Raw genomic sequence first — 26,902 nt, 5'->3', positions numbered from 1 at the left:
AACTCTCGCTTACACATTCAAATCGTTTTGCCCGGATGGCAGAACGATTTGTCTATTTTGAGGCAGGATTTTTCTCAAGCAAAACCGGCAAATCGGCTCCGTTTAAGTCTTGCAATTGTATGCTATTCTTTCCCATGTCAAAAGCAAAAGGAATAGATTCACCTGCTCCCAGGGCTTTATAGAATCCTACAGAAAAGGCAATAGCAGCAGAATCCGGTATCGAACTTTTCATACCAATGACATAAGGAATATGTTCAACGATGGCTTCTGCCTGAACCTCCGAATAACATGCATTGAGCAGGACGCATTTCACTTCGCCGGAAAATAGTTTAAAGAGATTGCTAAGGGCCTGGGTTTTTACAAATTTTAGTTTCCCATTCTCTTCCTCTAAGGCAAGTCCGGATTCATCTTCAGGAGCTCCTTCATCCCCAAAATCCAGGGAGCGAAATCCTCCGGACAATTGCTGATCGAGACTGCCTCCATGCCCTGAAAAGTGTACGAATTCCGGTTTTTCGTCCAATAAAGATTGCTGCAAAGTATCTACCGTGACCGCCCATTCCTGTTTGAGCTCAAATTGCTCGCGGTATTTGGCCTGCTTCAATCCAGTACTAATTTTTCGTACCTCCTCCCCTATGCGCAGCTGATCCGTTTGTTTGGGATTTGCACTGAGAAAGAGAATTTTTTGATTAATGAGGAGCTCTCGCTTTTTATAGAAAAGCAACCAAAATGAAAACCAGATCAAGGATTGTAAAGGCAGGAGTCCTAAAAGGGCATTTTGAATCACTTGTATAGGAGGAATTTGTCCCATCGTACTGAAAAATGGAGTCCCCAGATAGACAATCAAACAAAGTACGATATAGAGCAACGAACCTATATAACTTATCTTAAAGACCTGTTCATTGAAGGTAAATCGGCCATCAGCCAACAGTTTTTGCCCGAAAAACAAGCCGAGAAGCGGCAGAGCCAAAATACCTGTCATCATCCAGGTCAAGCTGATCTTTCCCTCAAAAGGTCCGGCTCCACTTATGGTCATAAAAAGGATGAGCACAAGTAAAAATCCCATGCCCGCTCCCCATAGTTTCCAGAGGCGGAGCATGTAGGTATCTGCAGCTTTTATTTGTGTGCTTTCCTTGCTCATTCTCTTTTGCGGGCAAATTGATTGAGTTTATCCATAAATCCAGCCTTTTGAAGATGGTCCTCTACTACGAAGGGAGATTGACGGATAAGTAAAGTTTCGCCGCCATTTCTTTTTTCAAATTGGTAGATCAGACAATGGACTGACATATCTTTAAAGACCTGAGATCTATAAGACTTTGACAAGGTCTGACTTCCTCCACTCATCAGGGATGACATTTGCTTTGCATTAACTTCCGGCCCTGCAGGTCCATGAATATCTTCAAGCTCCGTAACAATAAATAGTAAAACCCGATAGTGGCCCGTACTCCCCATGAAAAGCCTGCTTAGGTAGTCACCAATATCCAATGGAGGAAGTTCCTTCTGCGTCCATCGATCGATGCCATCCCAGGGTCGAACATCCTCATGTATCCGCTCTAGCTGAGTCAATACTGCAAATCCTTGCTTGGTTCTATAAATTCGTCTTTCCCGGTATCCGGATTCATATAGAATAGCCGTCAAATTCTTCAGGATAGTTCCTAGTGTATCTGAATCACTTCCCAAAAGATGGGATGGAAGCATACTTCTTTTGGTGTAGGCCGGAGGAGGCCAGGGAAGCTGAGGAGACTTATCATTCCCATCCAGAAAGGATGAATTTCCAGATTTAACCTCAAAGCTAGGATCTTCATGAAGGTGCAGGATAAACTTCTTCTTTAGCTGCGCAATTGATTCCTGGAAATCAGTTTCGAAATAATTTTTGTGTAATAAAGGCATCAGTAATGCTAGCAGTTCTTGATCCTTTGGCTCTGATTCCAACAAAAGTTTCACAAACTCCAGAGAGGCATTCTCTTCCATGCTCAATGCAGCTTTCATCAGGCTTTTGGCCGCATGAGGATTATTATCTAACACTCTTTTGAGATGGATTCTCGCTTCATAAAATACCCGATCATCTTCACTTCCCAGCAAAGAAAGCAGGATAAACCAGTAACTACTATCCCTTCCATATAGATCGAAAGTTCTCACTATGAGCTGATCTTTGAAAAAGAGGGCTTCGTCTTCAAATAGCTTTAAGGTCCGTTCTTTACCCAGCTCAGCAATCTCTCCTTTCAGATGAAGAATATCGAGAATTTCTCTTTTTTCTGTAAAGTCAGGTTCTTCTAAAAGGGAGAAATATCTGGCTTTTAATGCATCTGAGGAAGCTGTTTCACCCAATTCCGTTTTGTTCTCTAGCCACTTTGTTAATTGATAAATTGCCTCTCTTTTCACCTTTGGATCGGGCTCTTCGAGCAAACCCAGAAATAAGCTTTCCAATTCCTCTTCCCACCGATCAAACCTAAGCAGCAAAATGGGTATGAGATTAGATTTAAGGTTCAGATTCTGGCTCGTATCGAAAAGTTTTTTCCAATCATCGTACTGATCAGAGATATGCTGTTTAAAGTATGGGAGAAAGTGTCGCCCCCATCCTGACTCTTCTGAAGGGGAAGTTGAATTGGGCTGACTTAAGATAAATTGAGTCAATTCCAGGAGGAAGGTATCAGAGGGAATTTCTAAATCATCAGCTAATAACTGTGGTAGCCTTGTGAGGACCCTTTCTTTACTTTTCTGGGAAAAGCTGAGAGCTGCTTTAAGGCTTTCTAAACTCATGCCTCTTAGGTTGTATTGAGCCTGAGTAATGTATGCACTTTCCTGATAATGAAGCCGTACTTCTTCTTCAATTCCTGCTAAAGGATCTCTTTGACATTTTGCCAGAGCTTCAAGCAAAACTGGTATAACTGCTTCCTCAGGGCGAGGAGATTGATATGTATCAGATTTTCTCCTCTCCATATCCCATCTGATTTCTTTTTGCAGTTGCGTCTGAAAAAAATTGACATGCTTGCAAACGCCTGTTTCAGCCAGAAGCCCAATCCCTACTTTTCGGATACTGCTCTTTCTTTCATTAGGAATAAGGTTCAGCAGAGCTTCTTCCAGGCTCGGATCCTCAAAATCAATTCGATTCTGAAAGCGGAGTTCTTTTCCTTTGGAGTAGGTTAATAGATTACTTACAAGTGTTAATCTGACCGTAAAGGCATCATCCTGTATAAAGCCCAAAAGTTCCGGCTGTAATTTTTCTCCTCCAGGATGAGCCGAGAGGCAGTTTGCAACAGAATTGGCTCTTAGGGTCGAATCCTTTGCAGAAAGTGTCTTTTTGAAATGATCATAAAATCGGGGCTGTAGTAAAGCGAAAGGCTGAAGTCCTTTGGGGCGGCTGTGTATCCATCTGTTTTGAAGTCTTGGATCTTCTTCCTTGAGAATTTGTTGTAGGATAAAAGCGAGCCTTTCTTCCTTATCCGGAATAATTGAGTTAAGCCAATAAATGGCTTGATACCGAATGTTAAAGGACTTGTCATTATAGACAGACAGGAGAAGTTCTGAGACTCCTTCTTGAGACCTGAATCTTTGGTACAAGAGGTAAAAGGTCTTTCTCCGAACGCTTTCATGCTCGTTTTGGCTGAGTTTTTCAAATAGTTCAAACCAGGCCTTGTCAAAGTCAAGATGGTTCCTTTTAGATTCAACAGAACTTAGGTAAGCAAGCAAGATATCCGGATCACTTTCTTTTTGTAAGGCAATAAATAAACTATCCAATTGAGAAGAGTCCCTTGCAGGATTATTTCTCAGAGTCTGGCTTACTAAAAAGCGCTCTCGTTTGCTTCCCCTGGTCATATAAACTTCGAGATATGAATAGAGCTCGGGATTAGAAATACTGGCGGAGCCTAAATTGAGCTTTTCCCAATCGCTTTTTCTTAAATTTTCGTCTTTCAATATGGGCTCAATCAAGGCAGGCCAATCAAGTTTGAGCTTATTCAAATTAGCCAGTCGAGAAATCAGGCTCACATACTCGCATTTTCTTTTGATGTTTGACTCCTGATAAAAACTTGCCAAAAGGTAATCGTAAGTGTGTTGTTCCTGCGGAAAGTACTTTTTAAATAGCTGAGATATTTGAAGGCGGGTCTTTGGCTCAGCTTCCTCTTCTAATTCTTTTAGAGAATAGAAAAAGACAGGAGACAGTCTCATACGATCTTTCAAGGCAAAGCTTTCGGCTTCCTTCCAGCTTTTTCCACCGATAAAGTCATATTCTTCATCTTGCGGGGGATAGGGCTCTCCGTATTTGTCATATCTGTCGATGAGTATTTCGAGTAGGTAGGGGGAAATAGCGAATTCTCTTCTAATTAGATTGCTGGCGATAATACTATCTGCCTGAGGATCCAATAGATTCCATAACAATTGGAGGCTATATTTGGCGATGTCGAGTTGCGAAGATTGAAGGCCCTTCTCCAATTCTCTTATATATTTTTCATCCTTGTCTCCATTCTTTATAGAGAGAAAGGCTTTTTTATAGGGCAAAAGGGAGGAAGAATGACTGCTGTCTGGTGGGAGTTTTATCCAGCTTTCTGGATGAGCATAATAGGGACTTAAGGTTGGATACAAAATTTTCCTCAAGGAATCCGAAAGCAGCTTTACATAATCATTTTCCCTCTTTAATTGTAGGAGCATTTGATCGAAAACTCCTTCCTTTATATCCAAAAGAGCCATAGTCGCATGAGTTGCCGGAAGAGAATGCCTAACATCTGACGTCAAATCATCCAGAGCATTTTCTATGTGGAAAGGAGGGCCAGCTGTTTCAAGGACTTCAACTAAAAAAGGAATAGCAGGCTTTCCATATTTCGTAAGAGAAATTCGGGCATAATGCTGAACCTCCAGCTCCTCATCTTTTAGCAAATCACATAAACGAGGAATGGCATTTTCGGGATCTAGTTGATGCTCCCCCAAAGCAAGAGCTGCATATCTCCGAACAAATGGATCAGAATGCTCGAGCGCCTGGTAGAGCTTCTTTGCAGCTTTAACTTTGTTTCCACGAACTTCAGTAAGGGCATAAACCAGCCCATATCGGGTTTCATTACTTTCCTTTTCCAGGGCCTTAAGCCAGCTAGCTACGGATGTAAAATTCTGCTGAGCGAGTAGGGAATGTGGAAGAAAGAGCAAAAAGCAAATTACAACACGACTAATCCATCTCATTGTGTATCAGGGGCTTGTTAATTGTTTATGCTTCCATAATATACAGGAAAGCATAGTGTATCACAAATAGTGAAGCACTCCTCTGATACCTTGACGAAGGATGATTCGAAATTAAATAAAATGAAGGCTAAAAGCCTACAGCCTGGTATTTTCAGTTAAACTACTCCTGGTCTCAGCTATTTCTCTATACTAACTGATAATTCCTAAAGCTTCAGTCTCTTTCCAATTTCCCCGGGTGAAGTCCGGAAAGGCCTGGACAGCCCCACCCTGAGCAACAGAATGTTCACTCAAAGGACCAACGGCACTCCAGAAACAACCCTCATAGACATTTTGATCCAGAGGCAAACCTTCTCGTAAGCATTCGACGATACGATAAGCCATCATTCCATCCATGCCTCCATGCCCACTATCTTTGGTCGCCTGATTCAGCCTTTTATATAAGGGGTGATCATATTTCTCATACAGCAATTGGAGCTTTTCGCCCTGTACCCATTGGTGGTGGCTATCGGTAGCTCCCTCGACTCCCCCTTCTATGGCAACCCGGGTAGGAAATCCTGCCAGGGTTCCTTTTGTTCCCTGAACGAGGTTTAAACGAGAATAAGGCCTTGGACTGGTTTCATCCCACTGAACCATCACCGTCCTTCCCATCATACTTTTGATGATAGAGGTATTCATGTCTCCTCCTTTAAAGTCAAGCTTATTCCACTTATGGTCTGGAGGGAAATTCTTCTTGGCAAAGTCCTGCCTTCCAAAAGCAGGAGTTGAAAAGGAAACGATGCTTTTAAAATTATCATCTCCCCGCCCCAGGTTCATGTATTGCGCGACTGGCCCTAATCCATGCGTGGGATAAAGGTTTCCATTTCTATTGGCATAATGATGGGTTCGCCAGGAACCGGTCCCTCGTTCTACCTCATACATCTGCCCACGCAATTCGTGGATATAGGAAGCTTCGGCATGCAATAGTTCGCCGATTACACCCTGGCGGCACATATTCAAAAACATCAACTCATCTCTGTCATAGTTGACATTTTCCATCATCATACAATGCTTTTGGGTACGCTCGGAAGTAATCACAATGTCCCACATTTCATCCAGCGTTACCGCTATCGGAACCTCCACAAATGCATGTGCCCCTTTTTCCATAGCTTCTATGGCCATGGGTGCATGATTGAACCAATTGGTGCAAATAAACACAGCATCGGGCTTTACTTCATCCAACATCTGCTTCCATTTATCCTCACTCCCAAAATAGGTCGCTACATTTTGATGTCTTTTCCCTTTACCTACTTTCTTACAGAACTCCACCTGCTTCTGAACTTTATCTTCATATAGATCAGAAATGGCAACAATCTCTACGCCTTCTAACTGAGAAAGGAAGCGCAAATGGCTGGGACCGCGAGCCCCAACACCAATAAAAGCAGTACGGATAGTTGGTAATTTTGGAGCGGAAAAACCGCCCATGTATTGGGCTCCACTTTCTCTTTCGGGATAGGCTTCGGTAGCGGCAGAAAGCATTGATCCTATCGCTAATGCGGCCCCGGACATGGAGGTCTTTTTGAGGAAATTTCTTCTATCGAGATTCTTCATGGATACTCTCTTCTTGTAGCTTAGTAATAATAGAATTGGGAGAAAGAGCAATATAATCTTTCCCCTGAAACTTTGAGAGAGAATCTAAAAAATCTAGCCAAGCAAAATCATAAGGCACGCTTTATATTAAGCTTCTTCATGTATCTGTGCGATCTCATTCCCTAAAAAATATCCAATTCCCGTTCTCAATACCACCATAGCTGTCAGGGCTATGAGTTGTTCACTAGAAATATCCAAGATGGTCCGGATGATATCAGAAGAGATCAGAAAATCCAGGGCCAGCAGTATATAGATCCCCAATTCGCAGCGAATCTTCTGAAGTCCAAGCAGTGGTAGTTTAAAAATGTGACTGGAAAATTCCAGTCGGACATATTTAATCAATAACTTCCCAAAGCCCACTATCAAAATAGCAATACCTATAAGATCTATGACTTCAGCTATCAGCAGAAAGGCATGTTTAATCCATTCCATGTTTAGGTTTTAAAAGAATTCCAGGAGACTCAAGCGGAATATTTTGCCAGGAGGGTTTCGGCATACACCTCTGTCCAGTGTTCCTTGCTTGTATCTGCCGTATCATCCAAATGCATAAGTTCATAAATGATCCGACTGCGGGTCATTTCCACTCCCAGTAAGGCAGGTAAGGACTCCTTCAAATGCTCCGAATACCAAAGGGGCCATTCAGGATCATCTCCATCTGTTTCTATATATGCATGATGATGAGCTTTACCGGCTTGCATAAATAAAGCCGCCAGTTCTTCTTTTTTGTTTTTGTCCATAGCTCTACGATTATCGGATGTTTTTATAGCATTTGCTTAAAAAGTGGGGAGAAATGCCCCATTTAAATAAGATTCGAATCAAGATCCATTGAATTCGGGTTCGTAAAAATCCAGCTTTCAGATGTCTTCGGGAAGAAACAATAATTCGAGGGCTTTTTATTTTTATCGTCCTGAACTCATTTCTCAATCTTCTTGAGAAATCATAATCCTCCATAATGGGAATTTCCCTGAAGCCCTCCAATTTTTTGAAAGCATGTGTCAATACAAAAATCCCATTATCACCATAAAAGATTCCCTTATCTGATTGTTCTCTTTTATCTACAAACCTAAAATTCAAGTAATGACCTAATTGCTTGATTCGGCCATTGTGCGTGTCAAATTCATTGGCAAAGCCTCCTCCTGCATATCCTTTGGCAATACTCCTAGCTAAAGCTGATAAGGTATTCTCACGAAAACGCATATCTGCATGTACAAAGAAAAGGATATCGCCACTTGCTATTTCCGCTGCCGCATTCATTTGCCAGGCCCTTCCTTTTGTAGGCGAAAGGAGAACTTTGATTCCTTCTTTTTGAGCCAAAGCAAGCGTTTTATCTTCACTTCCTCCATCTGCCAGGATTATTTCAAGCTCTCCTTCATAATCCTGTTGTCTCAGCTCATTTATTATCTGTCGGATCAATTCTTCCTCATTCAGGGCTACAATAATTGCCGAGATCTTAGGCAGAACTTGCATGCACTTTGGTCCTTAAATATCGACTAAACAGCTTTTTCACAATTTCCGAATAGCTGGGATAAGCAAATATGGTATCTGCCATTTGTGCTGCAGAAATCTTGTTTTTGATTACCAAAGTGAGCAATTGAATCCATTCTCCTGCATGTGCCCCTATTCCTTCTGCTCCCAAGACCTGATCCTTTTTATCAAAGATCACCTTTAGCATACCCCCTGTTTTCCTATCCGTAATGAATCGATCTATTTTCGCCTCCACTTTGAATACCTGAATATTTTCTTTGCCATATTTCATTTCAGCTTCTCTCTCACTCAATCCTATATGTCCTATTTCGGGTTCAGTGAAGATTGCCCAGGGTAAAATGCTCAGATCATTCTGAGTCGATTCTGCTTCCAAAATATTGCTGACACAAATATTGGCTTGATGGGAGGCTGTATGGGTAAACTTAAAGAGGGTACTTACATCTCCACATGCATAAATATGGGGATTCGAAGTATGCAGGTATTCATTGGTATTTATGCCGCGAGGGGAATATTCAACTCCCGCTTTCTCCAAATCCAGGCCCTCTACATGTGGAATTCTGCCTGTTGCCAAAAAGAAATAATTTGCCTGTAGGGATTCTAGTTTCCCCCTTTGCTCATATAGCAGCGTATTTGACTCCCTAAATTCCTGGATATTTGCATTCAGGATCAGTTCCACTCCTTCTGCTTCCAATTTCTTCGAAAGGTATTCTCCGATTTCCGGATCCGTAACTTTCAATACTCTGGGATTCCTTTCTACAATAGTTACTTCACATCCTAAGCGGGCCAATGCCTGCCCCAATTCAACCGAAATTACTCCTCCCCCGATAAAAACGATTTTGCCGGGATGCTCTCTCAGCTCCCAGAAGTTTTCATTGTGTAAAATCCGGACCTTCTCGATTCCAGCAATCTCAGCTATGCGTGGCCCTGAACCTGTGCAGATAATGAAATGTTTGGCCTGCAAGACCTCCTCTCCTATGGAAATGCTGTTTGGGTCGAGGAATTTGGCACCACTTGTATGAACATAGGTATCTATTCCCATATCCTGAAAAATATCAGGAGTTTCATGTGCATAAATCCCCTGTACAATTTCATCCACCTTATCCATGATTTGGCCAAAATCAATGGCTGAAGGAGCAGTTTCTATTCCCAGTGCGGACATGTGTGTGAGGCTGTGATAAGCCTTCGCCGCATTGATCAAAGCTTTACTCGGCACACAACCATAATGCGTGCATTCTCCTCCAATCTTATTCTTTTCAATCAAGGCAGTTTTCAGGCCTTTTCTATGCGCAGTGGTAGCGGCGACCAGTCCTCCAGAACCGGCGCCGATCACAATGAGATCGTAAATCTTCATGTATTTGCTAATTATGTACCCCTCAAATTATTTGCCCTTTCCTTAGCTTGCTGTCCCGCTCAAGACAGCTGGGCCATCATGAGCTGCAAGACAGCATCGAACAGCCCACTTTATGCCTTGCCCAATCGGGTCTTTTGATGAACCATTTCTGGTATTCGGGCTGCTCGGCATAGGGATTTCTCAATAGCTGATACAATTCCTCGATCACCGAATAGTCCCCATCATTTGCAGCATCTATGGCTAGTTGCGCCATATAGTTCCGGAGAATGTATTTGGGATTGACTTGATTCATGCTCTCTCTTCGAGTTTCCTCCGAAAGCTCTTCTTTTTGTAGCCTCTCTAGATACAATTCAAACCATGTCTCCCAGCTAGTCAGGATTTCGCCTTCCAGTTCTTCCTGCTTGTAAAAAGCTTGCAGGATTTTCTCTATGGCTTGTGTTGCTGTATCGCTCTTGGCAATCTTTCCCAGTAAACGGAAAAAGATCGTCATATCCGTTTCCGTCAATTCCAGTGCTTTTTCCAGAGATTCTATTAATGAAATATCGTCCTGGAGCTCTACATGCAAACCCAGCTTGCTCCGCATCATGCTTAGGTATTTATCTGCATACTCATCTGCATAGCGCTTTAAAGCGGCTTCCAATGGCTGAGGATCCCCAATCAAGGGAAATAAAGCATTGGCGAGTTGATAGAGATTCCACTGGGCTATTCCTGGCTGATTGACAAAGCGATACCTCCGTCCCTGGGCATCAGTTGTGTTGGGAGTCCAGTCATGGTCATAATTATCCAAAAAGCCGTAAGGTCCATAGTCGATACTCAAACCCAGAATGGACATATTATCGGTATTCATGACTCCGTGGACAAAACCCACCCTTTGCCAGTGAACAATCACCTCCATCGTCCTATCCAGTACCGCATTGAAAAATTCCACATAGGCTTCTGCTCCTGTGGAAGTTATTTCCGGAAAGAAATGACGGATGGTATAATCGGTCAATTTCCTCAAATTTTCATGATCATTGCGACTGGCGAAGATTTGGAAATTCCCAAAGCGAATGAACGAAGGCGCAAGTCTACAAACGACAGCTCCTTTCTCATAGGCGGCATTTCCATCATAGAGCATATCTCTCAGCACCTGGTCGCCCGACAAACTCAAAGAAAGAGAACGAGTAGTGGGTACTCCCAAATGATGCATGGCCTCGCTCGCCAAATGTTCCCGAATTGAGGACCTGAGAACAGCCAAACCATCTGCTGTTCGGGAATAGGGGGTTTCGCCAGCACCTTTCAATTGCAAGGCCCATCTTTTGTCGTTGACTACAACCTCCATCAAATTGATGGCTCTTCCATCTCCCAATTGCCCTGCCCAATTTCCAAACTGATGCCCTCCATAACACATGGCATAAGGATCTGTTCCTTCCAGGACTTTCGCCCCGCTAAAAATATCTCGAAACTCCTCTGAATCGATGTCTTCCTGACTTAATCCTAATTCCCTGGCCATCTCCTGAGAAACATGCAGGAGTTTTGCTTCTCCGGGAATTCGGGGAGTCACAAAAGAATAAGAAGCCTCCTTTACCTGCCTTCTCGTATTATTGCGATTTGGATCGGCAGGGAGTTCTTTATTAAAAGTATCTTGAATATCGAATTTCATTTATCCTATCAGGTTTCGCCAGGCAGGATTTCTGTCCCGGATCAATTGAATATAAGAACAAAGTGCCACAGCTTTGAGCTGATGCTCCTGGATATACATAAAAGTTTTATCCACCAATTGTTTTCCAATTCCTCCACCCCGAAGATGAGCTGGCACCTCCGAATGCAGAAGATAAAGGGTATCGCCCTGCATATTATACGTAATAAAGGCTTCGTCCTCGCCCAGATTCAAGACAAATCTGTTTCGGGATGTATCGTGGGTAATATCGCTTTTTACTTGATTTAGCATATGATTCAAATCTTATTTGATTTCTGGTAGGGGCAGATTATCATCTGTCCCTACCTACATTTATTTCACCTCTTTCAAATACTCAATCGCCTTCTCCACATTGAGGTGGAAGTCATTAAAAACTACTGTATCCTGCTGGTCAATAAACACAAACCAGGGCGTGCCTCCCGAACGATAATTGTACATGGTGCTGGATCGATTGCCGGTTTCCGCATTTCCTACATCATGTCCAAAGGGAATCTTCAAATCGTACTTCTCCTGAATATCGGCCAGTTTATCCTGGGTGTTGACATCTTCTCCTTCAAAAACCGTCTGGATAGCAAAGAATTCTACCTGCTCATTGTCCTGCAAAGCATCTACCATTTCCTTCAATGCAGGTAGGCCTCGACTATGGCATCCGGGACACCATGCCTGAAATCCATAGAGGACTTTGAACTTTCCTTTATAATCCGAAAGTTGAAGAGCTTGCCGTTCTTTTCCCTCCCCATCAATCCACGCAATATCCTTGGCAAGTTCGGGAGCCTGAGAAGCTTCGATTCCGTATTTAATATGTTGATCTGTCATAATATTGCTTGTTTACCTGTTCTTAAAGGTAAACCCTAAAGCAGATGATTTATTCATCCATTTTTCCCGCTTGTTTGCAAATTATTCCCGATTTAGAAGGATTTAGTGAGTAAGGCTGGCACGATAGAGTGTGGGAGCCTGATTTTCTCTCTTTTTGAAGAAATTGCTAAAGGCCTGGATATCCTTGAAATTGAGTTCATCGGAGATTTCCTGTATATGTTTGTCGGTATAGCGAAGCAAATGCTTGGCTTCCCGCAACCGAAATTCATTGATGATCTGAAGGGGAGTCTTATCTGTGAACTTCTTGAAGATATTGGAAAGGGTTTTAGGAGATTTATTTAGCATTTCCGCATAGTCTTTCACCTGACTCAATTGCCGAAAATGGATAGAGGCCAGGTAATTGAATTCCCGAACAATAGAAAGGCTGGAATCATCAGCAGGCAAGTCGTGACTTTGCGCCCGATAGACCCTTAAAGAAAGAATGAGAAAGCGCTTGAGTAAATTTTGAAGCATATCCAGCTTTAGTTCATCCTGCTCCTCCATTTCAAATAGCATGGTATCCCAAAGGGCATAAAATTGCTTTCTCCTTTCTTCCGGTATGATCAATTTGGGAACTGTGGCGGGACTGTAAAAGAGAATGCCTCTGCAGCCGGTTTCATGGTCCTGGGACTCTACACAATAGAAGGCCCGATTGAACTGAATGATATTAAGTTGGCTAAATTCTATGTTCCTGACTTTGTGGAATTCGGTAAAGAAACTGATGCAATCCTTTTCGATTTCGATCGGTTTATTGTCGAGGATAAATCGTGCATCCGGGCCGGTGTTCCAAAGGACCGTCATACTCCCTTCCAGCTCCTGCTCAAAACAGAAGGTTTCTGCAGGAGTAACCTGAGCAATCAAAATTTCTTCCTGGAGGGGACTTACAAATTTCATCCGGCAAACATCTTTCTGATGATTTTACTCAAAAAAAGCATAAGCACCTAATCCCAAATTGATTCACATAGCCACAGGCCTTCTCCATAATTTGTCTATCTTCCTTTTCAAGAAAACATTTCCTACTACTACAGCATCTATCCATATGTCATCAAAATTTTCTCTCCCTCGACGCGAGTTTATCAAAACTGCCAGTTCTGGAATTTTATACGCAGGAGCAGCCTCAGCCTTCCCTCAAAACAGTTTCACATCACTTGAAGAAAGAAGTGAGAAAACCGTTCTGGTTTTGGGAGCGGGTTTGGCAGGATTGGCAGCAGCTTATGAATTGGATAAGGAAGGATATGATGTCAGGGTTTTGGAAGCACGGTCCCGGCCCGGAGGTCGAGTGAGAACCTATCGCGATCCTTTTGCAGATGGATTGTATGCAGAAATGGGGGCTGAATATGTAGATGGTCATGATGCTTTTGCCAGAAAATATTGTAAAGATTTTGGGCTAAAGATCATGACGGCCAAGTTGTATGATGGGATTTTTGTGAGAAATCGCCGTTTCCGCATGGATAGCTTTCAGAAAAACAAAGAGCGTTTACCCTATGAAGGAGCTGTAGGCGGTGCTTTGTTTGGACAGGAAAAGAAATACCTTTCCGCCCTTTTGGACAAAATAAAAGACCCTGCAAAGCTTCCACCTGAAATATTGAAGTTCGATAATCTGTCTATTACGGAAATGCTGATCCAGCAAGGAACACCTCAAGATATCATCGACCTTTTCACCTACCTGAATGCTACTGAAGAAACCGCCCGAACGGATCAAATGTCTGCCCTCAGCCTGCTCAAACAACATGCGAGTGCAAGTCTTTTTAATGAAGAAGTAGATGAAGGGAGAATATTTGGAGGAAATGACCAACTGCCCAAAGCTTTCGCCAAAGCCCTAGCGGGAAAAATCATGTATCGGCGGCCCGTCAGAAAAATCTCTCACTCAAAAGAAGGAGCCGAAGTCTGGTTTGAAGAAAACGGTCAACTGCAATCCCTCAAAGCAAATAAACTGGTCATAGCTCTCCCCTTCTCTATTTTGCGGGAGTTGGAAATTGAGCCTTTGTTTTCAGAGGAAAAAATGAAATGTATTCGTGAGTTGGCTTACGGACAGGTGATGAAAGTTGCCATGCAATTCAAAGAACGTTTTTGGAATAGGGAAGGAAGTATTGGGCAAAGGGTATTTACGGATACAGCTTTGAGAAGAGTTTACGATATGTCTATTGATCAAGCCGGTCCAAGAGGAATACTGATGTCCTTTACCTCTGGTGATGATGCGAAAAAGCTGGGTAGTTTGTCCAAATCAGATCGACAAAAAACAGCTTTAGCGGAAGTAGAAAAAGCCTGGCCCGGAGCGGGAAAATACTGGGAAGGAGCTGCCATCAAATACTGGAATGAGGATCCCTGGGTGAAGGCGAGTTATTCTTTTATGGGAGTTGGTCAGGCGAGGAATTTCCAGGCCTATGCAGCCAGGAAAGAGGGCGTGGTTCATTTTGCCGGGGAGCATACCCTTACTGCTACCATGAATGGAGCCATTACTACAGGAGTTCGTGTGAGTGAGGAGATATTGGGGAAATAAGGCCTTCAGAGATATTTCCCTGACAAAAAACAGCCATTCCCTGACAAAGTTCGGCGAGATGTACCTTATAAAGATAGATTGATGATACACTGATCAAAATCATATGTCATGAAACATCATCTTTATCTTTTGACCTCCCTTTTGATCCTGTTCACTTCCTGTGAAGAATCTCCCATAGGAAGTCCCGACGATAGCCTCAATTGCGCTGATTACTGGGCCGAAGTTGCCTTTTCAGATTTTTGTGGCTTGACTACCAGTCATTTTGATTTCAATAACCTGCTCTTTGACATCTGCAATGCAGACCAGAATAGCAGCTATACCTTCGATGACCGCATTTCGATCCGCATCTATAACAACTTTAGTGTTGATAATGCTAAAGAGGAATACGATCGTGAGTTGGACATGGCTCGCCCAGACCCGGACTTTGTTGAATACAATGATATCGGGGATGAAGCTTTCGCCAACATACACATGGAAAACGGATTCCTGGATATGGTTATCATGTATGCAATTAAAGGTCAGTATTCCTTATACCTGGAAGTAAATGGAGCTACCTTCAATACCGCCAATAATTGTTTGGATGAAAACTCCTTATTGGATTTTGCACGGGCCCTATTGGCTCCTTTTTAGCATGCTGTCCATACTGATCAATAATTCCTAGCAGGTACTCATCATCAAAGGGAATACTTTCTACCAGACGCACATGATCAATTATGATTTCCCGATTTACTAAAATATGCTCCATATGAAAGTTGAGGGAGGCTATTTTTGAAAAATCAATGGGATTCTTGAGGCCCTGGATTTTCATCTGCACAGAGGAGGAATTTCAGGGCTGAGGGTCATCGCGCAAAGCCGTTTCCATGTTCACATATTTCCATGATAGTTTGAAGAACATGGGTTTGGTCTGTCCTTGAGGGATGACCGCCGCTCTTCTAATATTATGCCCCTGCTCAATAGCAAGCCTTATATACAATTGCGCAGATTTTTCGGGGGTGATATTGGTAAGATCGAATACCAGACTAAAATTGTCAAACCCACTTGCATCTATAGGACTCTCCGGCTTAACAAGCACAAAAGGAGCGTTCTCATCTCCTTGAAAAGTGGCTATTAAGGCCTTCCTTCCCTGATTTACTCCCTTTCTTTCTACTAATTCAGAAGTGCTACGGGAATTTTCCAGAATTTCGGGCATAGCCTCTCCTTCAAAATCCAGGAGAAGTTCCTGTTTTTGCTTATCCCATATGGGATCCTTGGTCCACCTGGTACCCAAGTTCATATCCTGTGAGGATTCACATGAAAAGAATAAGAAGCGTGTGAAAGAAGACAGACCTAAAATTACACGCAGCGTAGATTTCATAATGATATGGCTTTAGCAAGTATAATAAGTGCTAGACTTAGTTTCCCAGAGGTGAATTGTGCTAAGGGAAAGTGAAAAAATGGGAGGAAGCCAAACAATTAAACTTGACATAAAAGTTAAAATCAACAAAATTCAATGATCGATTTTTGTTCAAGTGAATAAATCCAGATTGTTCAGTTATTATTGAGTGGAATAAATATCATCTTAATTCAAAAAGCCTAATCTTAGCAATGTCTTAGTCCGATCTCAAATTCGAAACAACTCCTATGAATTCCTTCACAGATCAAGATTTAGATAGATTGGGGATAACCCATGCAAACTTTCTTAGTGCCGTATCAAAAAGAGCATTGGCCTGGCCGAGGAATGGGAATGAATGGTTTTATGAGCTTGAGGTATTTGACTTGAAAGGAGATTGCGATAATCCCAATAGACACCACCCCTCGATTCTGTTTCATAATGTGAGGTTTTACTTGTACTACAAGGGAGGAGTGGTTTCTCTGATTACTACGGATGGACCAGAAAAAAACACCCTCCAATGGGCCGCGGATGGAATCAACTTTGAAATTCAATCCGTGATAAAAGAAGCCCCTCACGCTATCGGATTAAATCGTAGCTTGGAAGGAGGAGATAATCCCATCGCCAATCTTGCCTTGGGAATAACTCAGCAGTATATGACAGATGATTATCAGTATATCCGCCGCTTTCACTGCCATAGGGTGACTACCCATGTGGCTAAAGGGGAGGCATCGAAATCCGAGTCTTAAGAAAGAAACTTTATAAGCATTAATCGATATATCATATGCAAGCAGCCTTTTATTCTTCTAAAGGAAAGTTTGAGCTAGGCGAAAGTACAATCAAAAAACCCGCAGCGGGAGAAGTAAGATTGGAAGTTGCCTATTGTGGGGTATGTGGGACAGATGTGCACATATTTCATGGAGTCATGGATCAAAGAATTGGTCCTCCACAAATCGTAGGACATGAAGCTTCTGCCGTGGTTGCGGAAATTGGGGAAGGAGTCGAAAATGTCAAGGTAGGAGACCGGGTAGCTATTCGTCCGCTGAGGTTTGGAGATCCTCATCCCTTTGACAAAGGGCACAAACATGTAGGTAAGAACCTCAAATTTATTGGAATTGACAGTGCCGGTGCTTTTCAACAAAGCTGGACCTTGCCTGCTTACACCTTGCACAAACTTCCCGAGCAACTTTCCTTAAAACATGGAGCTTTTATTGAGCCACTATCAGTTGCTTGCCATGATGTAAAGGTCGGTCGGGTTAAAGTTGGCGAAAATTGCCTGGTGATGGGAGGAGGACCTATCGGGACCCTGATTGCCTATGTGCTACAGGAAAAAGGGGCAAATGTCATCATTTCAGAAGTAAATGCGACGCGAATCCAAATGCTGAGAGAGTTGGGATTTACAGTCCTTAATCCTGGTGAAGAAAATCTGGTAGAAAGAATCAGCGAACTGACAAATGCAGCTATGATAGATTGTGCTTTTGAGGTTTCGGGTTCTGAGGCTGCGGTGGCGAGCATGACAGAGCTTGTCAATGTCCGATCCCGAATTGTAATGGTTGCTATTCATGGAGGAGGCCCACGGAAAGTTGATTTATTCAAATTCTTCTGGTCCGAAATTGAGATGTTGGGTGCGCGTTTGTATGAAGAGGAAGACTATGAAGAAGCTATCCAAATTGCGGCTTCCGGAGCCATCCCATTTGATACATTAATTACCCAAATAAGTCCGCTTACAGATATTCAATCCGTTTTTGAAGAAATCGACAGAAACCCGGCGGGCATGAAATATTTAATCGAAGTAAGCCCCAAATAACATGAGCATTTTAAACCAATTCAAACTAGATGGAAAGACAGCTTTGGTCACTGGCTGTAAAAGAGGGATAGGAAAAGCTATGGCCATAGGTCTGGCAGAGGCAGGAGCAGATATTGTTGGAGTCTCTGCATCTCTGGAACCTTCAGGCAGTGCTGTAGAAAAAGAAGTCCTGGCCAAAGGGCGAAGTTTCAAAGCCTACCAATGTGATTTTTCTGATCGGGAAGCCCTGTATCGCTTTATCACTAAGGTAAAATCTGATGGCTTTGAAATTGATATTTTGGTAAATAATGCAGGTACCATTCTTCGTATGCCTGCTGTGGACCATCCTGATGACTATTGGGACAAAGTAGTAGAGGTCAATCAGAGTGCACAATTCATCCTGACCCGAGAATTTGGGAAAGACATGGTGGCTCGAAAATCAGGTAAAATCATTTTCACCGCTTCGTTACTGACCTTTCAGGGAGGAATTACTGTGCCGGGTTATGCTGCGAGTAAAGGAGCCATAGGGCAAATGACTATGGCCTTTGCCAACGAATGGGCACCGCATGGAATTAATGTAAACGCCATAGCTCCCGGATATATCGCAACCGATAATACAGAAGCTTTGAGGAATAATCCTGAAAGAGCCAATTCCATTCTGGCAAGAATTCCTGCAGGCAGATGGGGAGATCCCGATGACTTCAAAGGACCTACCGTATTCTTAGCTTCAGCTGCTTCCAATTATATGAATGGCTCGATTGTACTAGTCGACGGAGGCTGGATGGGCAGATAATTTAGACCAAAATAAGATGACGAGCATACCAACATATTTGCAATACATCAATGGGCAATGGATAGCCTCCGATTCGGGCAAATTGGATGATATTCTTAATCCCAGCACTGAAGAAATCATTGGCAAAGTACAGGAAGGAACCAAAGCAGAAGCTGAGAAAGCCCTGACAGCTTCAAAAAATTCACAGAAAAGCTGGCGAAAATTACCGCTGCGTAAAAGGGCTGAATTTCTCTATAAGTTTACGGATGAATTGGAATTCGGAGAGGTGTATATCAACCGCGGGCATGGAGAACAACATCAGGGATTCCATAATGGATTGAAATTGAGTGGAACCGGTGGAGAAGATGGGAAGTACGGCTTCGAGCAATACCTGGAGAAGAAAAGCTTTTACGTAAAATTTAGCTAAAGATGGATACACGCATATCTTCGGTGGATTGTCGATTGTTTAATGTTCCACTCGCAGAGGTATTGACGGATGCCAAGCATGGAGAACATACCCATTTTGAATTGGTAACTACTACAATAGCCTTGAAAGATGGGAGCGAAGGAATAGGTTATACTTATACGGGAGGAAGAGGAGGCCATGCGATCAAATCCATGATCGAGCATGATATTGCGCCTTTTTTGATAGGAAAAGACGGCTCAAAAGTAGAAGAAATCTATGAGGCCCTGGAATGGCATATGCACTATGTGGGTCGTGGGGGAATTCTGTCTTTTGCTACTTCGACCATAGATATAGCACTCTGGGATATACGAGCTAAACACGAAGGCCTTCCCCTTTGGAAAATGGCAGGTGGAAGCGATAATAGTTGCAAAGCCTATTGTGGGGGAATAGATCTACTCTTTCCCCTGGAAAAGCTGCTTTCCAATATTCAGGCCTATTTGGATAAAGGCTTTAATGCGGTCAAGATTAAAATAGGAAGAGATAAGTTAGAGGAAGATATTGAACGCATTGCTGCTGTTCGGGAATTGATTGGGCCAGAAATTACTTTTATGGTTGATGCCAACTACTCTATGTCAGTAGCAGAGGCCATTGAAGCTGCAAAAGCATTCAGGCCATATAATATCTACTGGTTTGAGGAGCCTACTATCCCGGACGATTATAAGGGTTTTGCTCAAATAGTCGATGCAACAGGAATGCCTTTGGCTATGGGAGAGAATCTACATACCATTCATGAGTTTGGATATGCCTTCGAAGAAGCCAAACTTTCTTTTATCCAGCCCGATGCCTCTAACTGTGGTGGAATTACAGGCTGGCTTCAAGCTGCGGAGCTTTCTCGGAAATACAATATACCCGTTTGCTCTCATGGCATGCAGGAACTTCATGTAAGCCTGGTATCTGCTCAATCAAATGCTGGCTGGCTGGAAGTTCACAGTTTCCCTATTGATGAATATACCCATAGACCCTTAGTAGTGGAAAATTGTAGAGCTGTCGCGCCTGATATTCCTGGAACAGGTGTTGAGTTCAATTGGGAAAAGCTGAATCCTTATCTGGAAAAGTAAAAGGAAGCATAGAACGTAACTTAAGAGAAATCCAACTTATAGGCTTTTCGATACTTTCGGGGAGAAAGAGCTTTGTATTTGCGAAATTGGGTATAGAAAAGGGATAAACTTTCGTATCCGCAACTAAAGGCAATTTGTGCAATAGGATCATGAGATTCGATCAGCATTCGGCTCGCCTGACTGATTCGGTATTCATTCAGATAGGAGGAAAAGGGCTTCTGAAAATTGCTGCTAAAGAATCGAGAAAATGAGGGTTCACTCAAGTGGCATAAATGGGTGATTTCTTTCAAGCTGATTTTTCGCCCAAAATTTTCCGAAATAAAGTTAAAAATCAAGCCCATTCTGTCCTGGGATTCCAGAGACATTTTCTTTCCATAATCTACCCTGCTCAATTGCTTTGCCTCTTCATCTTTCGACAAGAGATGAAGAATCTCAAGAAGTTTGATAAAATGATTATCTCCCTCCAGGATCAAGGCTTTTATATGGACTAATGCAGACTCGGTGATGGAAGGAGAGAAAATCAAGCCCTGTGAGGCTTGATCCAGACATTTCATAATCTTGTGGAGATCAATGATCGAAGGAATAAGGCTTTCTTCCCACTGTATGACCAAAGATTTAGACCTTCCTGCTTTCTGTATATTCTTCCAACAATGCGGCAAATTACCTCTCAGCAAAACCAATTCCCCTGCGGCAAAAGGAGCAATGTGATTCCCAACATATCTCAATCCTTCGCCTTCCAGTATATAGGTAAGTTCACATTCGGGATGAAAATGCCAGGGAGCCCCAAAATCTACTTCATCATGTAAAAAGGCAGTTATCTCGCTAGCCGGATCTTCGGGCACTTTTTCGAATACAGCTTTCACTTAGTCAATAATTTAACATACAAATAAGAGATAAATCCTGAAACTATGTTAAAATATTGAACTAATTGGGTTAAATCCTAGAAGAAATTCTTTCGAATTTTAAATTTCTTTGAAGGAAAGCTGTACTACTCAATAATTGATATCCATGAATGTTTCCGCCAAAAGTGCCATTGCAACAGGCTCCGGTGATTTTTTGATTGACACCATTATTCTGGCTCCTCCAGCTGAGGATGAAGTGCTCGTTAAAATGAAAGCCGCCGGACTCTGCCATACCGATTATGATTCTCTTTCCTGGGGAAAACCCATCATCATGGGACATGAAGGAGCCGGAGTGATAGCAGAAGTCGGGGCTAATGTCAGAGGCTTAAGCAAAGGAGATAAAGTCATTCTGAATTGGGCAACTCCCTGCATGACTTGTTTTCAATGTCAGGAAGGCAATCAACATATCTGCGAAAACAATTCTCCGGTTGTGGCAGGAGGAAATGGATTTACGCCCGGACATGCACATCTCGAAGGATCAAAGTGGAAAGGGGAAGCAATTGAAAGATCTTTCAACCTGGGTACCCTTAGTGAATATGCTTTAGTGAAATCTTCTGCAGTAGTAAAAATTGAGCAAGATAAATTGAATTTTTCTGCAGCAAGCATTGTGAGTTGTGGGGTAATGACAGGATATGGTTCTGTGGTGAATTCGGCTAAAGTAAGTGCGGGTAGTTCGGTAGTGGTTTTGGGTTGCGGTGGAGTAGGATTAAATGTTATACAGGCAGCTGAAATTTCGGGAGCTTCTTCTATCGTCGCTGTCGATATAAATCCCAATAAACTGGAACTGGCAAAGCAATTTGGTGCCACGGAGTTAATCCTGGCTGATAAAGAAGATGCAGGTTTAGATCAGGTCGCCAATCAGGTGAAAGCTATGTTTGGAGGAAGAGGGGCAGATTATTCTTTTGAGTGTACTGCCATTCCTGCACTGGGAGCAGCTCCGCTGAAGATGATAAGAAATGCGGGGACGGCTGTTCAGGTAAGTGGGATAGAAGAAGACCTGACCATTGATATGAATCTTTTTGAATGGGACAAAATTTATATCAATCCCTTATATGGAAAATGCCGTCCACAGATTGATTTCCCCAAACTGATGAACTTGTATAAAAAAGGAGATTTGAAACTCGACGAAATGATCAGCAGAGAATATAAATTGGAGGAACTGGCACAGGGATTTGAAGATCTGCTGCAAGGGAAAAATGCTAAAGGTGTAGTCGTTTTTGATTAAAAAGGCGATGAGCTGCTTTCGTACCATAGAACTATCCCATGCTCCTTTTGAATGGGAAAGTCTCAGCTTTTTTGATCTCAACTGCTCCCCCATTCCTAAAGATCGAAATCGATAAAAAATACCCAGATGAAAAAGAGTGAATTCCCAGATCCCTTTAAACAAGCCCGTCAGGAAAAAGGCATTGGGGAAATGGATGACCAAAACGATCCGGTAAACATGATCCTCAGGCATGAGGATGTACGGAAATGCGCGATGAATTGGCAAACCTTTAAGTCAGCTGCCAAACCCGGCAGAATAGTCGTCCCTTCAGAGGTGTATATCCGGGATACACGACAGATTCCTTTTGAGGTTGATCCTCCGCTTCATAAAGAATATCGGGCCCTGGTGGAACAGTGGTTTCGAAGACCCGTACAGGAAGATTATCAAAAAAGGCTCAGGGAAATCATTAGACAAAGTTTCGACGAACTGAAGGGGAAGGATTCGGTGGAGATTATATACGATTTTTCTCTCCCCATACAATCACGGGCTTTGACCCTTTTATTGAATTGTCCCTATGAAGAAGCCGAACATTGGATATCCTGGGGAACCCATGTGTTTAGGAGTGAAGATGATCCGCTGGATGGATCAAAAGCCAATCTTCTTTATGACTACCTGGATGAGGCCGTTGCCAAAGCAGAGGAAAATCCCACGGATGATATATATTCCCTCCTCCTTGCTGCAGAATTTCAAGGCAGAAAATTGACCAAAGAAGAGATCAAAGGAGTCATGATCCTCACCTTCGCAGGCGGTCGGGATACCGTAATCAATGCCATTACGAATACCATTGCCTATTTTGCTGAGCATCCGGAAGCTTTAACAAGAATAAAGGAAGAACCTGAGATCAAAAGACGTGCAGTAGAAGAATTGGTTCGATATTTTGCTCCCCTGACGCATATGGGCAGGGTGGTAACAGAAGAAACGGAAGTATGTGAGCACGCCATAAAGTATGATAGTAGAATTTCTTTATGCTGGGCCTCTGCTAATCGGGATGAAAGCATTTTTGAAAATCCGAATGAAGTGATTTTGGACAGGAAGAAAAATCCACATTTAGCTTTCGGATACAGTCATCACAGATGCCTGGGAGCTACACATACCAGACAGATTTTACTAGCTTTGTTGGATGTTTTGGTGGAAAGGCTTTCTTCGATTGAGATCCTCGATCATACAGATAATATTGAAGAGTGGGGGGAATTTGAGCGAAAAGTAGGCTTTCATGCATTGAAAGTCAGATTTCATCAGAACTAGCTAAATAAAAGCCATGTCGGAAAATCTATCCAAAGATTCCTCTTGCATAATTATCGGTGCTAGCCATGCAGGAGTAAATTGTGCGTTTCAGTTAAGAAGGGAAGGATGGGAAGGTGAGATTCTGCTCTTTGAAGCAGCAAAGGAATTGCCCTATCATCGTCCACCTTTATCCAAATCCTGTTTGGTAGAGGAGGAATTGCAGCTCAACTTTCTCAAGCCCAAAGATAGCTACTCAAAAAGCCAAATCGACTTGAAGCTTGGGAAAAAAATCATAAAAATTGATACGGACCAAAAAGAGGTTCATTGTGAGGAGGGAGAAACATACCGCTACGACAAATTGGTATTGGCGACAGGCGCAGCAGCTATGGTACCTCCAATCTCTGGACTGTCGGAGGCGAATAATTGCTTTGTGCTTCGATCGGCGGCTGATGTAAAGCATATCAGAAATAGGGTTCAATCCGCAGTTTCTCCTAAAGTGCTCATCATCGGAGGGGGTTTTATCGGGCTGGAAGTTGCGGCATCTTTACGAAAAATGGGACTGGAGGTCGTTTTGCTGGAAAGAGAGCAAAGGCTCCTGGCTCGTGTGAGTTCCCCGGAAATTTCTGCCTTCTATGAGAATTACCATACAGAAAAAGGGGTAGAAATCTTTTGTTCCAAAGGGGTTTCCCATATAGAATCCCAATCAGGAAAAAACATCATCTCCTGCACCGACGGAAGCAATTACGAAGCAGATTTCATTATTCTTGGGACAGGAATAAGGGTTCATACTGAATTGGCAAGAGAAGCAGGAATTGAGATTGAGCATGGAATCAAGGTGAATGAATACATGGAGACTTCGGTTCCTGATATCTATGCGATCGGAGACAACAGTTTCCACTTTAATCCCATCTACCAAAGCTATGTGAGAATTGAGTCCGTGCCCAATGCCGTTGCTCAGGCACGGACCGCAGCTCAGACAATCTGCGGCAATCCTAGCCCCTATGAAGAAGTTCCCTGGTTTTGGTCTGATCAGTATGAGTTAAAATTTCAAACCGCGGGCCTTCTCAATGGCTATGATGAAGCCATCATGCGAAAAGAAGGCGAGCATCAATTTTCCCTATGGTATTTCAAAGGCGATCAATTGTTAGCGGTAGATGCCGTCAATTCTCCCAAAGCTTATATGATGGGAAGAAAGTATATTAAGGAGAAAGCATTGCTTGATAAGGATAAAATCAGGGATACGGATTTATCTCTCAAACAAGGCCTGCTTTTATCCTAAATACGTATGTCGGACAATACTTACTTCAACTCCAATTGCTCGGTTTCGCCAAAACCTTTACCTCTGATTTTTTCAAATCCGGCTTTCATCTCCTGCAATTTCTCGGGATGACTTTTCGCGAGATTGTTCTGCTGGCCGATATCCTGGGAAAGATCGTACAACTGCTCCTCCTGGGAGTTACCCAGTTCTATGTTCACAAATTTATTTATGGCAGGACCGGCATAAGGGGGAATGTAGGCCCAGTTTCCTTTTCGGTAAGCCGTACGTCTAGTGGCTTCCAGGATTAATTCTTCCCTGCCTTCTTTACTTTCCCCCATCAATACCTTCAATAATTCCTGGCTATCATCTGTTCTTTTTTCACTACCCACTAAAGCAGCAATCGAAAAGAACAAATCCAATTGAGAAATCATGGCATCAAAGATGCCCGCTTCAATTTTGCCTTTCCAATAGCTGATAAATGGGACGCGGGTACCGGCTTCAAAGAGGCTATATTTTCCTCCACGTAAAGGTCCCCAGGTTTGTGATCTCCCAATTTTTCAACCAGGGATTACCATGAGCAGATAAATCTCCTATACCCTGATCATCCGTCAGTACCAGGATCACATTGGGAGATTTTGAAGACCTGCTATCTTTAGCTGCTTTGGAATCTTGCCCTACCCCCAACAAAAAAAACAGGCAGAGTACAGCAATAGTAGTTAGGATAGTTTTACTCGCAGACATGAAAAAATATAGCTTGAAGAGTAAGTAGAGTCAAAAGCATCGATGCCAGCTTCCAAGAACAAGCCTCAGACATGCATCTCCCATTAAGATAGCCTTTAACAGCTTAGCTTTTGCTCATCGGAACTCAACAAAAAATAGACAAGGGTCTTATGGAATGGAGGGAAGCTCCAGGAAAATTTATACTTGACAGTCGGATTGGAAAACGGATAAATCAGGAAATCATTTGATGGCCTCTATGGCAAGCGCATTTTCAAATCTTGAAGCCTCTTCGACTTCTTTGAATATTTCATGGCTGGAATCATTGAAGCTCGCCCTTCTAACTTCTTTAAATCCTACCGATTCCAACTCTTTTGCCAGGCTTTCATAATCCCACATCCACAAGTGATTTCTGTTGGAAAGTAAATGATGAATAACCCCCTTAAAGCCCCTCATTCGGTTTTCTGTGCCGAGCAAGGTATCTTTAATAAAGGCGACGCTATCTCCGGATTCTAAATACAATTCTGTCAATCTTTTCAGATCCGGAACCACCAATCGGAATACTCCAGCTTCTCCCAGCATCATATAAGTATTCTTAATTGCCTTTCTGCAATCATTTAAGGATAGGTGCTCCAATACATGGGAACAATAGGCGAAAGCTGCGGAGTTATCAGGGGCTATGCCCTTTATGATATTACCATACTTTACATTAGGCTGCCATTCGACTTTTACCAGGCTGCCAAGTATGGGAATACTTTTTAGCCGAAGGGAAGGAGAGACATCATAATTTTCCCAGCTTTCAGGCGCTGATAGCCCACATCCATAGTGTATGTTTCTGTTCATGTGCCGCTTCTGTTTGAGTTAGGAGAGAGAATATTAAATCATGGGTAAATTCCAGGCAAAACTACAATTTTCCAGATATCCCATCAATAATCAAACAACAATTTTCCCGCTTAAATCCTCGTTTTTCAAACACGGAATGAGGATTCGTTAAGCGGATTCGCAAGGGGGAGTTTCAACACAAAGCTTTGAAAGACCCTCGCTTCGCTCATGCTTTTGCATTCGACCCATCTCGCCTAAATAAATTTTGCTCGATGGACCGAATGAAAAAAGTCCGAAATCTTGCGATTTCGGACTTTTGTATCCTTGCGGAGGAAGAGGGATTCGAACCCCCGGTACCTTGCGGTACAATGGTTTTCAAGACCACCGCATTCGACCACTCTGCCATTCCTCCGGCACAAATGTACGTCATTTTCTTTTTCTGCAAAATAGATATGAAAAAAATTCGGCTGAATTTTCAGAAAGTTTTAATACAAGCTTAACATAGACCTAAATGGGAGCAGGCATAAATCTTGCATTTCGTCGCTTAGACGATAAGAATTAGGAGATAGAGGAATTATTTTTCATAAAAAACCATCATTATCA

24 protein-coding genes, 1 tRNA gene and 2 pseudogenes are annotated in these 26,902 nt (G+C 42.7%); 10 read left to right on the top strand and 17 right to left on the bottom strand.

From position 1 onward, the window contains the following. Positions 1-52 precede the first annotated feature (52 nt). From R8P61_03070 to R8P61_03020, 11 genes are all read right to left on the bottom strand, one after another. Positions 53-1,138 (bottom strand): CHAT domain-containing protein, encoded by a 1,086-nt coding sequence (locus R8P61_03070; protein ID MDW3646018.1) that lies wholly within the window; start codon positions 1,136-1,138, stop codon positions 53-55. Beyond that, the gene (locus tag R8P61_03065) at positions 1,135-5,166 is read right to left on the bottom strand and encodes a HEAT repeat domain-containing protein (GenBank protein ID MDW3646017.1); all 4,032 of its coding nucleotides are present in this window, start codon (positions 5,164-5,166) and stop codon (positions 1,135-1,137) included. Before R8P61_03065 ends, R8P61_03070 begins: the two co-directional genes overlap by 4 nt. Positions 5,167-5,355: 189 nt before the next feature. Then, entirely contained in the window at positions 5,356-6,753 is a 1,398-nt protein-coding gene (locus R8P61_03060; GenBank protein MDW3646016.1) for a Gfo/Idh/MocA family oxidoreductase, read from the bottom strand. Positions 6,754-6,879: 126 nt separating this feature from the next. After that, complete coding sequence (locus R8P61_03055) at positions 6,880-7,224, bottom strand: DUF1622 domain-containing protein (GenBank protein MDW3646015.1); 345 nt, start codon at positions 7,222-7,224, stop codon at positions 6,880-6,882. A gap of 29 nt (positions 7,225-7,253) precedes the next feature. Next, positions 7,254-7,529: a hypothetical protein gene (locus R8P61_03050; protein ID MDW3646014.1), complete on the bottom strand. Its 276-nt coding sequence runs from the start codon at positions 7,527-7,529 to the stop codon at positions 7,254-7,256. Between the two features lie 10 nt (positions 7,530-7,539). After that, positions 7,540-8,259 (bottom strand): TIGR04283 family arsenosugar biosynthesis glycosyltransferase, encoded by a 720-nt coding sequence (locus R8P61_03045; GenBank protein MDW3646013.1) that lies wholly within the window; start codon positions 8,257-8,259, stop codon positions 7,540-7,542. Continuing rightward, positions 8,243-9,628: an NAD(P)/FAD-dependent oxidoreductase gene (locus tag R8P61_03040; protein MDW3646012.1), complete on the bottom strand. Its 1,386-nt coding sequence runs from the start codon at positions 9,626-9,628 to the stop codon at positions 8,243-8,245. Before R8P61_03040 ends, R8P61_03045 begins: the two co-directional genes overlap by 17 nt. A gap of 76 nt (positions 9,629-9,704) precedes the next feature. Then, a complete protein-coding gene (locus R8P61_03035; protein ID MDW3646011.1) occupies positions 9,705-11,270 on the bottom strand; it encodes a YdiU family protein in 1,566 nt (521 codons plus the stop codon). Next, complete coding sequence (locus R8P61_03030) at positions 11,271-11,558, bottom strand: GNAT family N-acetyltransferase (protein MDW3646010.1); 288 nt, start codon at positions 11,556-11,558, stop codon at positions 11,271-11,273. Positions 11,559-11,618: 60 nt separating this feature from the next. After that, the gene (locus R8P61_03025; protein ID MDW3646009.1) at positions 11,619-12,122 is read right to left on the bottom strand and encodes a redoxin family protein; all 504 of its coding nucleotides are present in this window, start codon (positions 12,120-12,122) and stop codon (positions 11,619-11,621) included. 102 nt (positions 12,123-12,224) lie between these two features. Beyond that, positions 12,225-13,055, bottom strand: coding sequence for a helix-turn-helix transcriptional regulator (locus R8P61_03020; GenBank protein ID MDW3646008.1), 831 nt, complete (start codon positions 13,053-13,055; stop codon positions 12,225-12,227). Positions 13,056-13,200: 145 nt separating this feature from the next. Between R8P61_03020 and R8P61_03015 the strand changes: the two genes are divergently transcribed. Together R8P61_03015 and R8P61_03010 are read left to right on the top strand one after the other, a co-directional pair. Continuing rightward, positions 13,201-14,661: an NAD(P)/FAD-dependent oxidoreductase gene (locus R8P61_03015; protein ID MDW3646007.1), complete on the top strand. Its 1,461-nt coding sequence runs from the start codon at positions 13,201-13,203 to the stop codon at positions 14,659-14,661. 108 nt (positions 14,662-14,769) lie between these two features. After that, positions 14,770-15,291, top strand: coding sequence for a hypothetical protein (locus R8P61_03010; protein MDW3646006.1), 522 nt, complete (start codon positions 14,770-14,772; stop codon positions 15,289-15,291). Here the strand turns inward: R8P61_03010 and R8P61_03005 are convergent. Further along, positions 15,218-15,934 (bottom strand): annotated as a pseudogene (locus R8P61_03005) (hypothetical protein). The gene R8P61_03010 and the pseudogene R8P61_03005 sit on opposite strands and share 74 nt — an antisense overlap. 557 nt (positions 15,935-16,491) lie before the next feature. Here R8P61_03005 and R8P61_03000 point away from each other — a divergent pair. The 5 genes and pseudogenes from R8P61_03000 (at position 16,492) to R8P61_02980 (ending at position 20,112) form a co-directional block, all read left to right on the top strand. Next, positions 16,492-16,779 (top strand): annotated as a pseudogene (locus R8P61_03000) (glycosyl hydrolase). Positions 16,780-16,814: 35 nt separating this feature from the next. Continuing rightward, positions 16,815-17,837 carry an alcohol dehydrogenase catalytic domain-containing protein gene (locus tag R8P61_02995; protein ID MDW3646005.1) on the top strand — a complete coding sequence of 341 codons (1,023 nt, stop codon included), beginning with the start codon at positions 16,815-16,817 and terminating at the stop codon, positions 17,835-17,837. A 7-nt stretch (positions 17,838-17,844) separates the two neighbouring features. After that, positions 17,845-18,609, top strand: a complete 765-nt coding sequence (locus R8P61_02990; GenBank protein MDW3646004.1) for an SDR family oxidoreductase — start codon at positions 17,845-17,847, stop codon at positions 18,607-18,609. Positions 18,610-18,625: 16 nt separating this feature from the next. After that, positions 18,626-19,015 (top strand): aldehyde dehydrogenase family protein, encoded by a 390-nt coding sequence (locus R8P61_02985; protein MDW3646003.1) that lies wholly within the window; start codon positions 18,626-18,628, stop codon positions 19,013-19,015. 2 nt (positions 19,016-19,017) lie between these two features. Then, positions 19,018-20,112, top strand: coding sequence for a mandelate racemase/muconate lactonizing enzyme family protein (locus R8P61_02980; GenBank protein MDW3646002.1), 1,095 nt, complete (start codon positions 19,018-19,020; stop codon positions 20,110-20,112). A 20-nt stretch (positions 20,113-20,132) separates the two neighbouring features. Here R8P61_02980 and R8P61_02975 read toward each other — a convergent pair whose 3' ends face one another. Then, positions 20,133-20,975 (bottom strand): AraC family transcriptional regulator, encoded by an 843-nt coding sequence (locus R8P61_02975; GenBank protein ID MDW3646001.1) that lies wholly within the window; start codon positions 20,973-20,975, stop codon positions 20,133-20,135. A gap of 145 nt (positions 20,976-21,120) precedes the next feature. On the opposite strand from R8P61_02975, the gene R8P61_02970 reads away from it, so the two are divergent. From R8P61_02970 to R8P61_02960, 3 genes are all read left to right on the top strand, one after another. Further along, entirely contained in the window at positions 21,121-22,239 is a 1,119-nt protein-coding gene (locus R8P61_02970) for an alcohol dehydrogenase catalytic domain-containing protein (protein MDW3646000.1), read from the top strand. 126 nt (positions 22,240-22,365) lie between these two features. Then, complete coding sequence (locus R8P61_02965) at positions 22,366-23,523, top strand: cytochrome P450 (GenBank protein ID MDW3645999.1); 1,158 nt, start codon at positions 22,366-22,368, stop codon at positions 23,521-23,523. A 13-nt stretch (positions 23,524-23,536) separates the two neighbouring features. Then, positions 23,537-24,781 (top strand): FAD-dependent oxidoreductase, encoded by a 1,245-nt coding sequence (locus R8P61_02960; GenBank protein ID MDW3645998.1) that lies wholly within the window; start codon positions 23,537-23,539, stop codon positions 24,779-24,781. Positions 24,782-24,801: 20 nt separating this feature from the next. Here R8P61_02960 and R8P61_02955 read toward each other — a convergent pair whose 3' ends face one another. The 4 genes from R8P61_02955 to R8P61_02940 all read right to left on the bottom strand — a co-directional run bounded on the left by R8P61_02955 (position 24,802) and on the right by R8P61_02940 (position 26,711). Further along, positions 24,802-25,191: a hypothetical protein gene (locus tag R8P61_02955; GenBank protein ID MDW3645997.1), complete on the bottom strand. Its 390-nt coding sequence runs from the start codon at positions 25,189-25,191 to the stop codon at positions 24,802-24,804. A 76-nt stretch (positions 25,192-25,267) separates the two neighbouring features. Further along, positions 25,268-25,501, bottom strand: coding sequence for a hypothetical protein (locus R8P61_02950; GenBank protein ID MDW3645996.1), 234 nt, complete (start codon positions 25,499-25,501; stop codon positions 25,268-25,270). 219 nt (positions 25,502-25,720) lie between these two features. Beyond that, a complete protein-coding gene (locus R8P61_02945; GenBank protein MDW3645995.1) occupies positions 25,721-26,320 on the bottom strand; it encodes a methyltransferase type 11 in 600 nt (199 codons plus the stop codon). A 306-nt stretch (positions 26,321-26,626) separates the two neighbouring features. After that, positions 26,627-26,711: transfer RNA gene (locus tag R8P61_02940), tRNA-Ser, on the bottom strand. Positions 26,712-26,902 lie beyond the last annotated feature (191 nt).

This window comes from Bacteroidia bacterium (assembly GCA_033391075.1).
GTDB lineage: Bacteria > Bacteroidota > Bacteroidia > J057 > J057 > JAWPMV01.
This window is presented reverse-complemented; position numbering and strand designations above follow the sequence as displayed.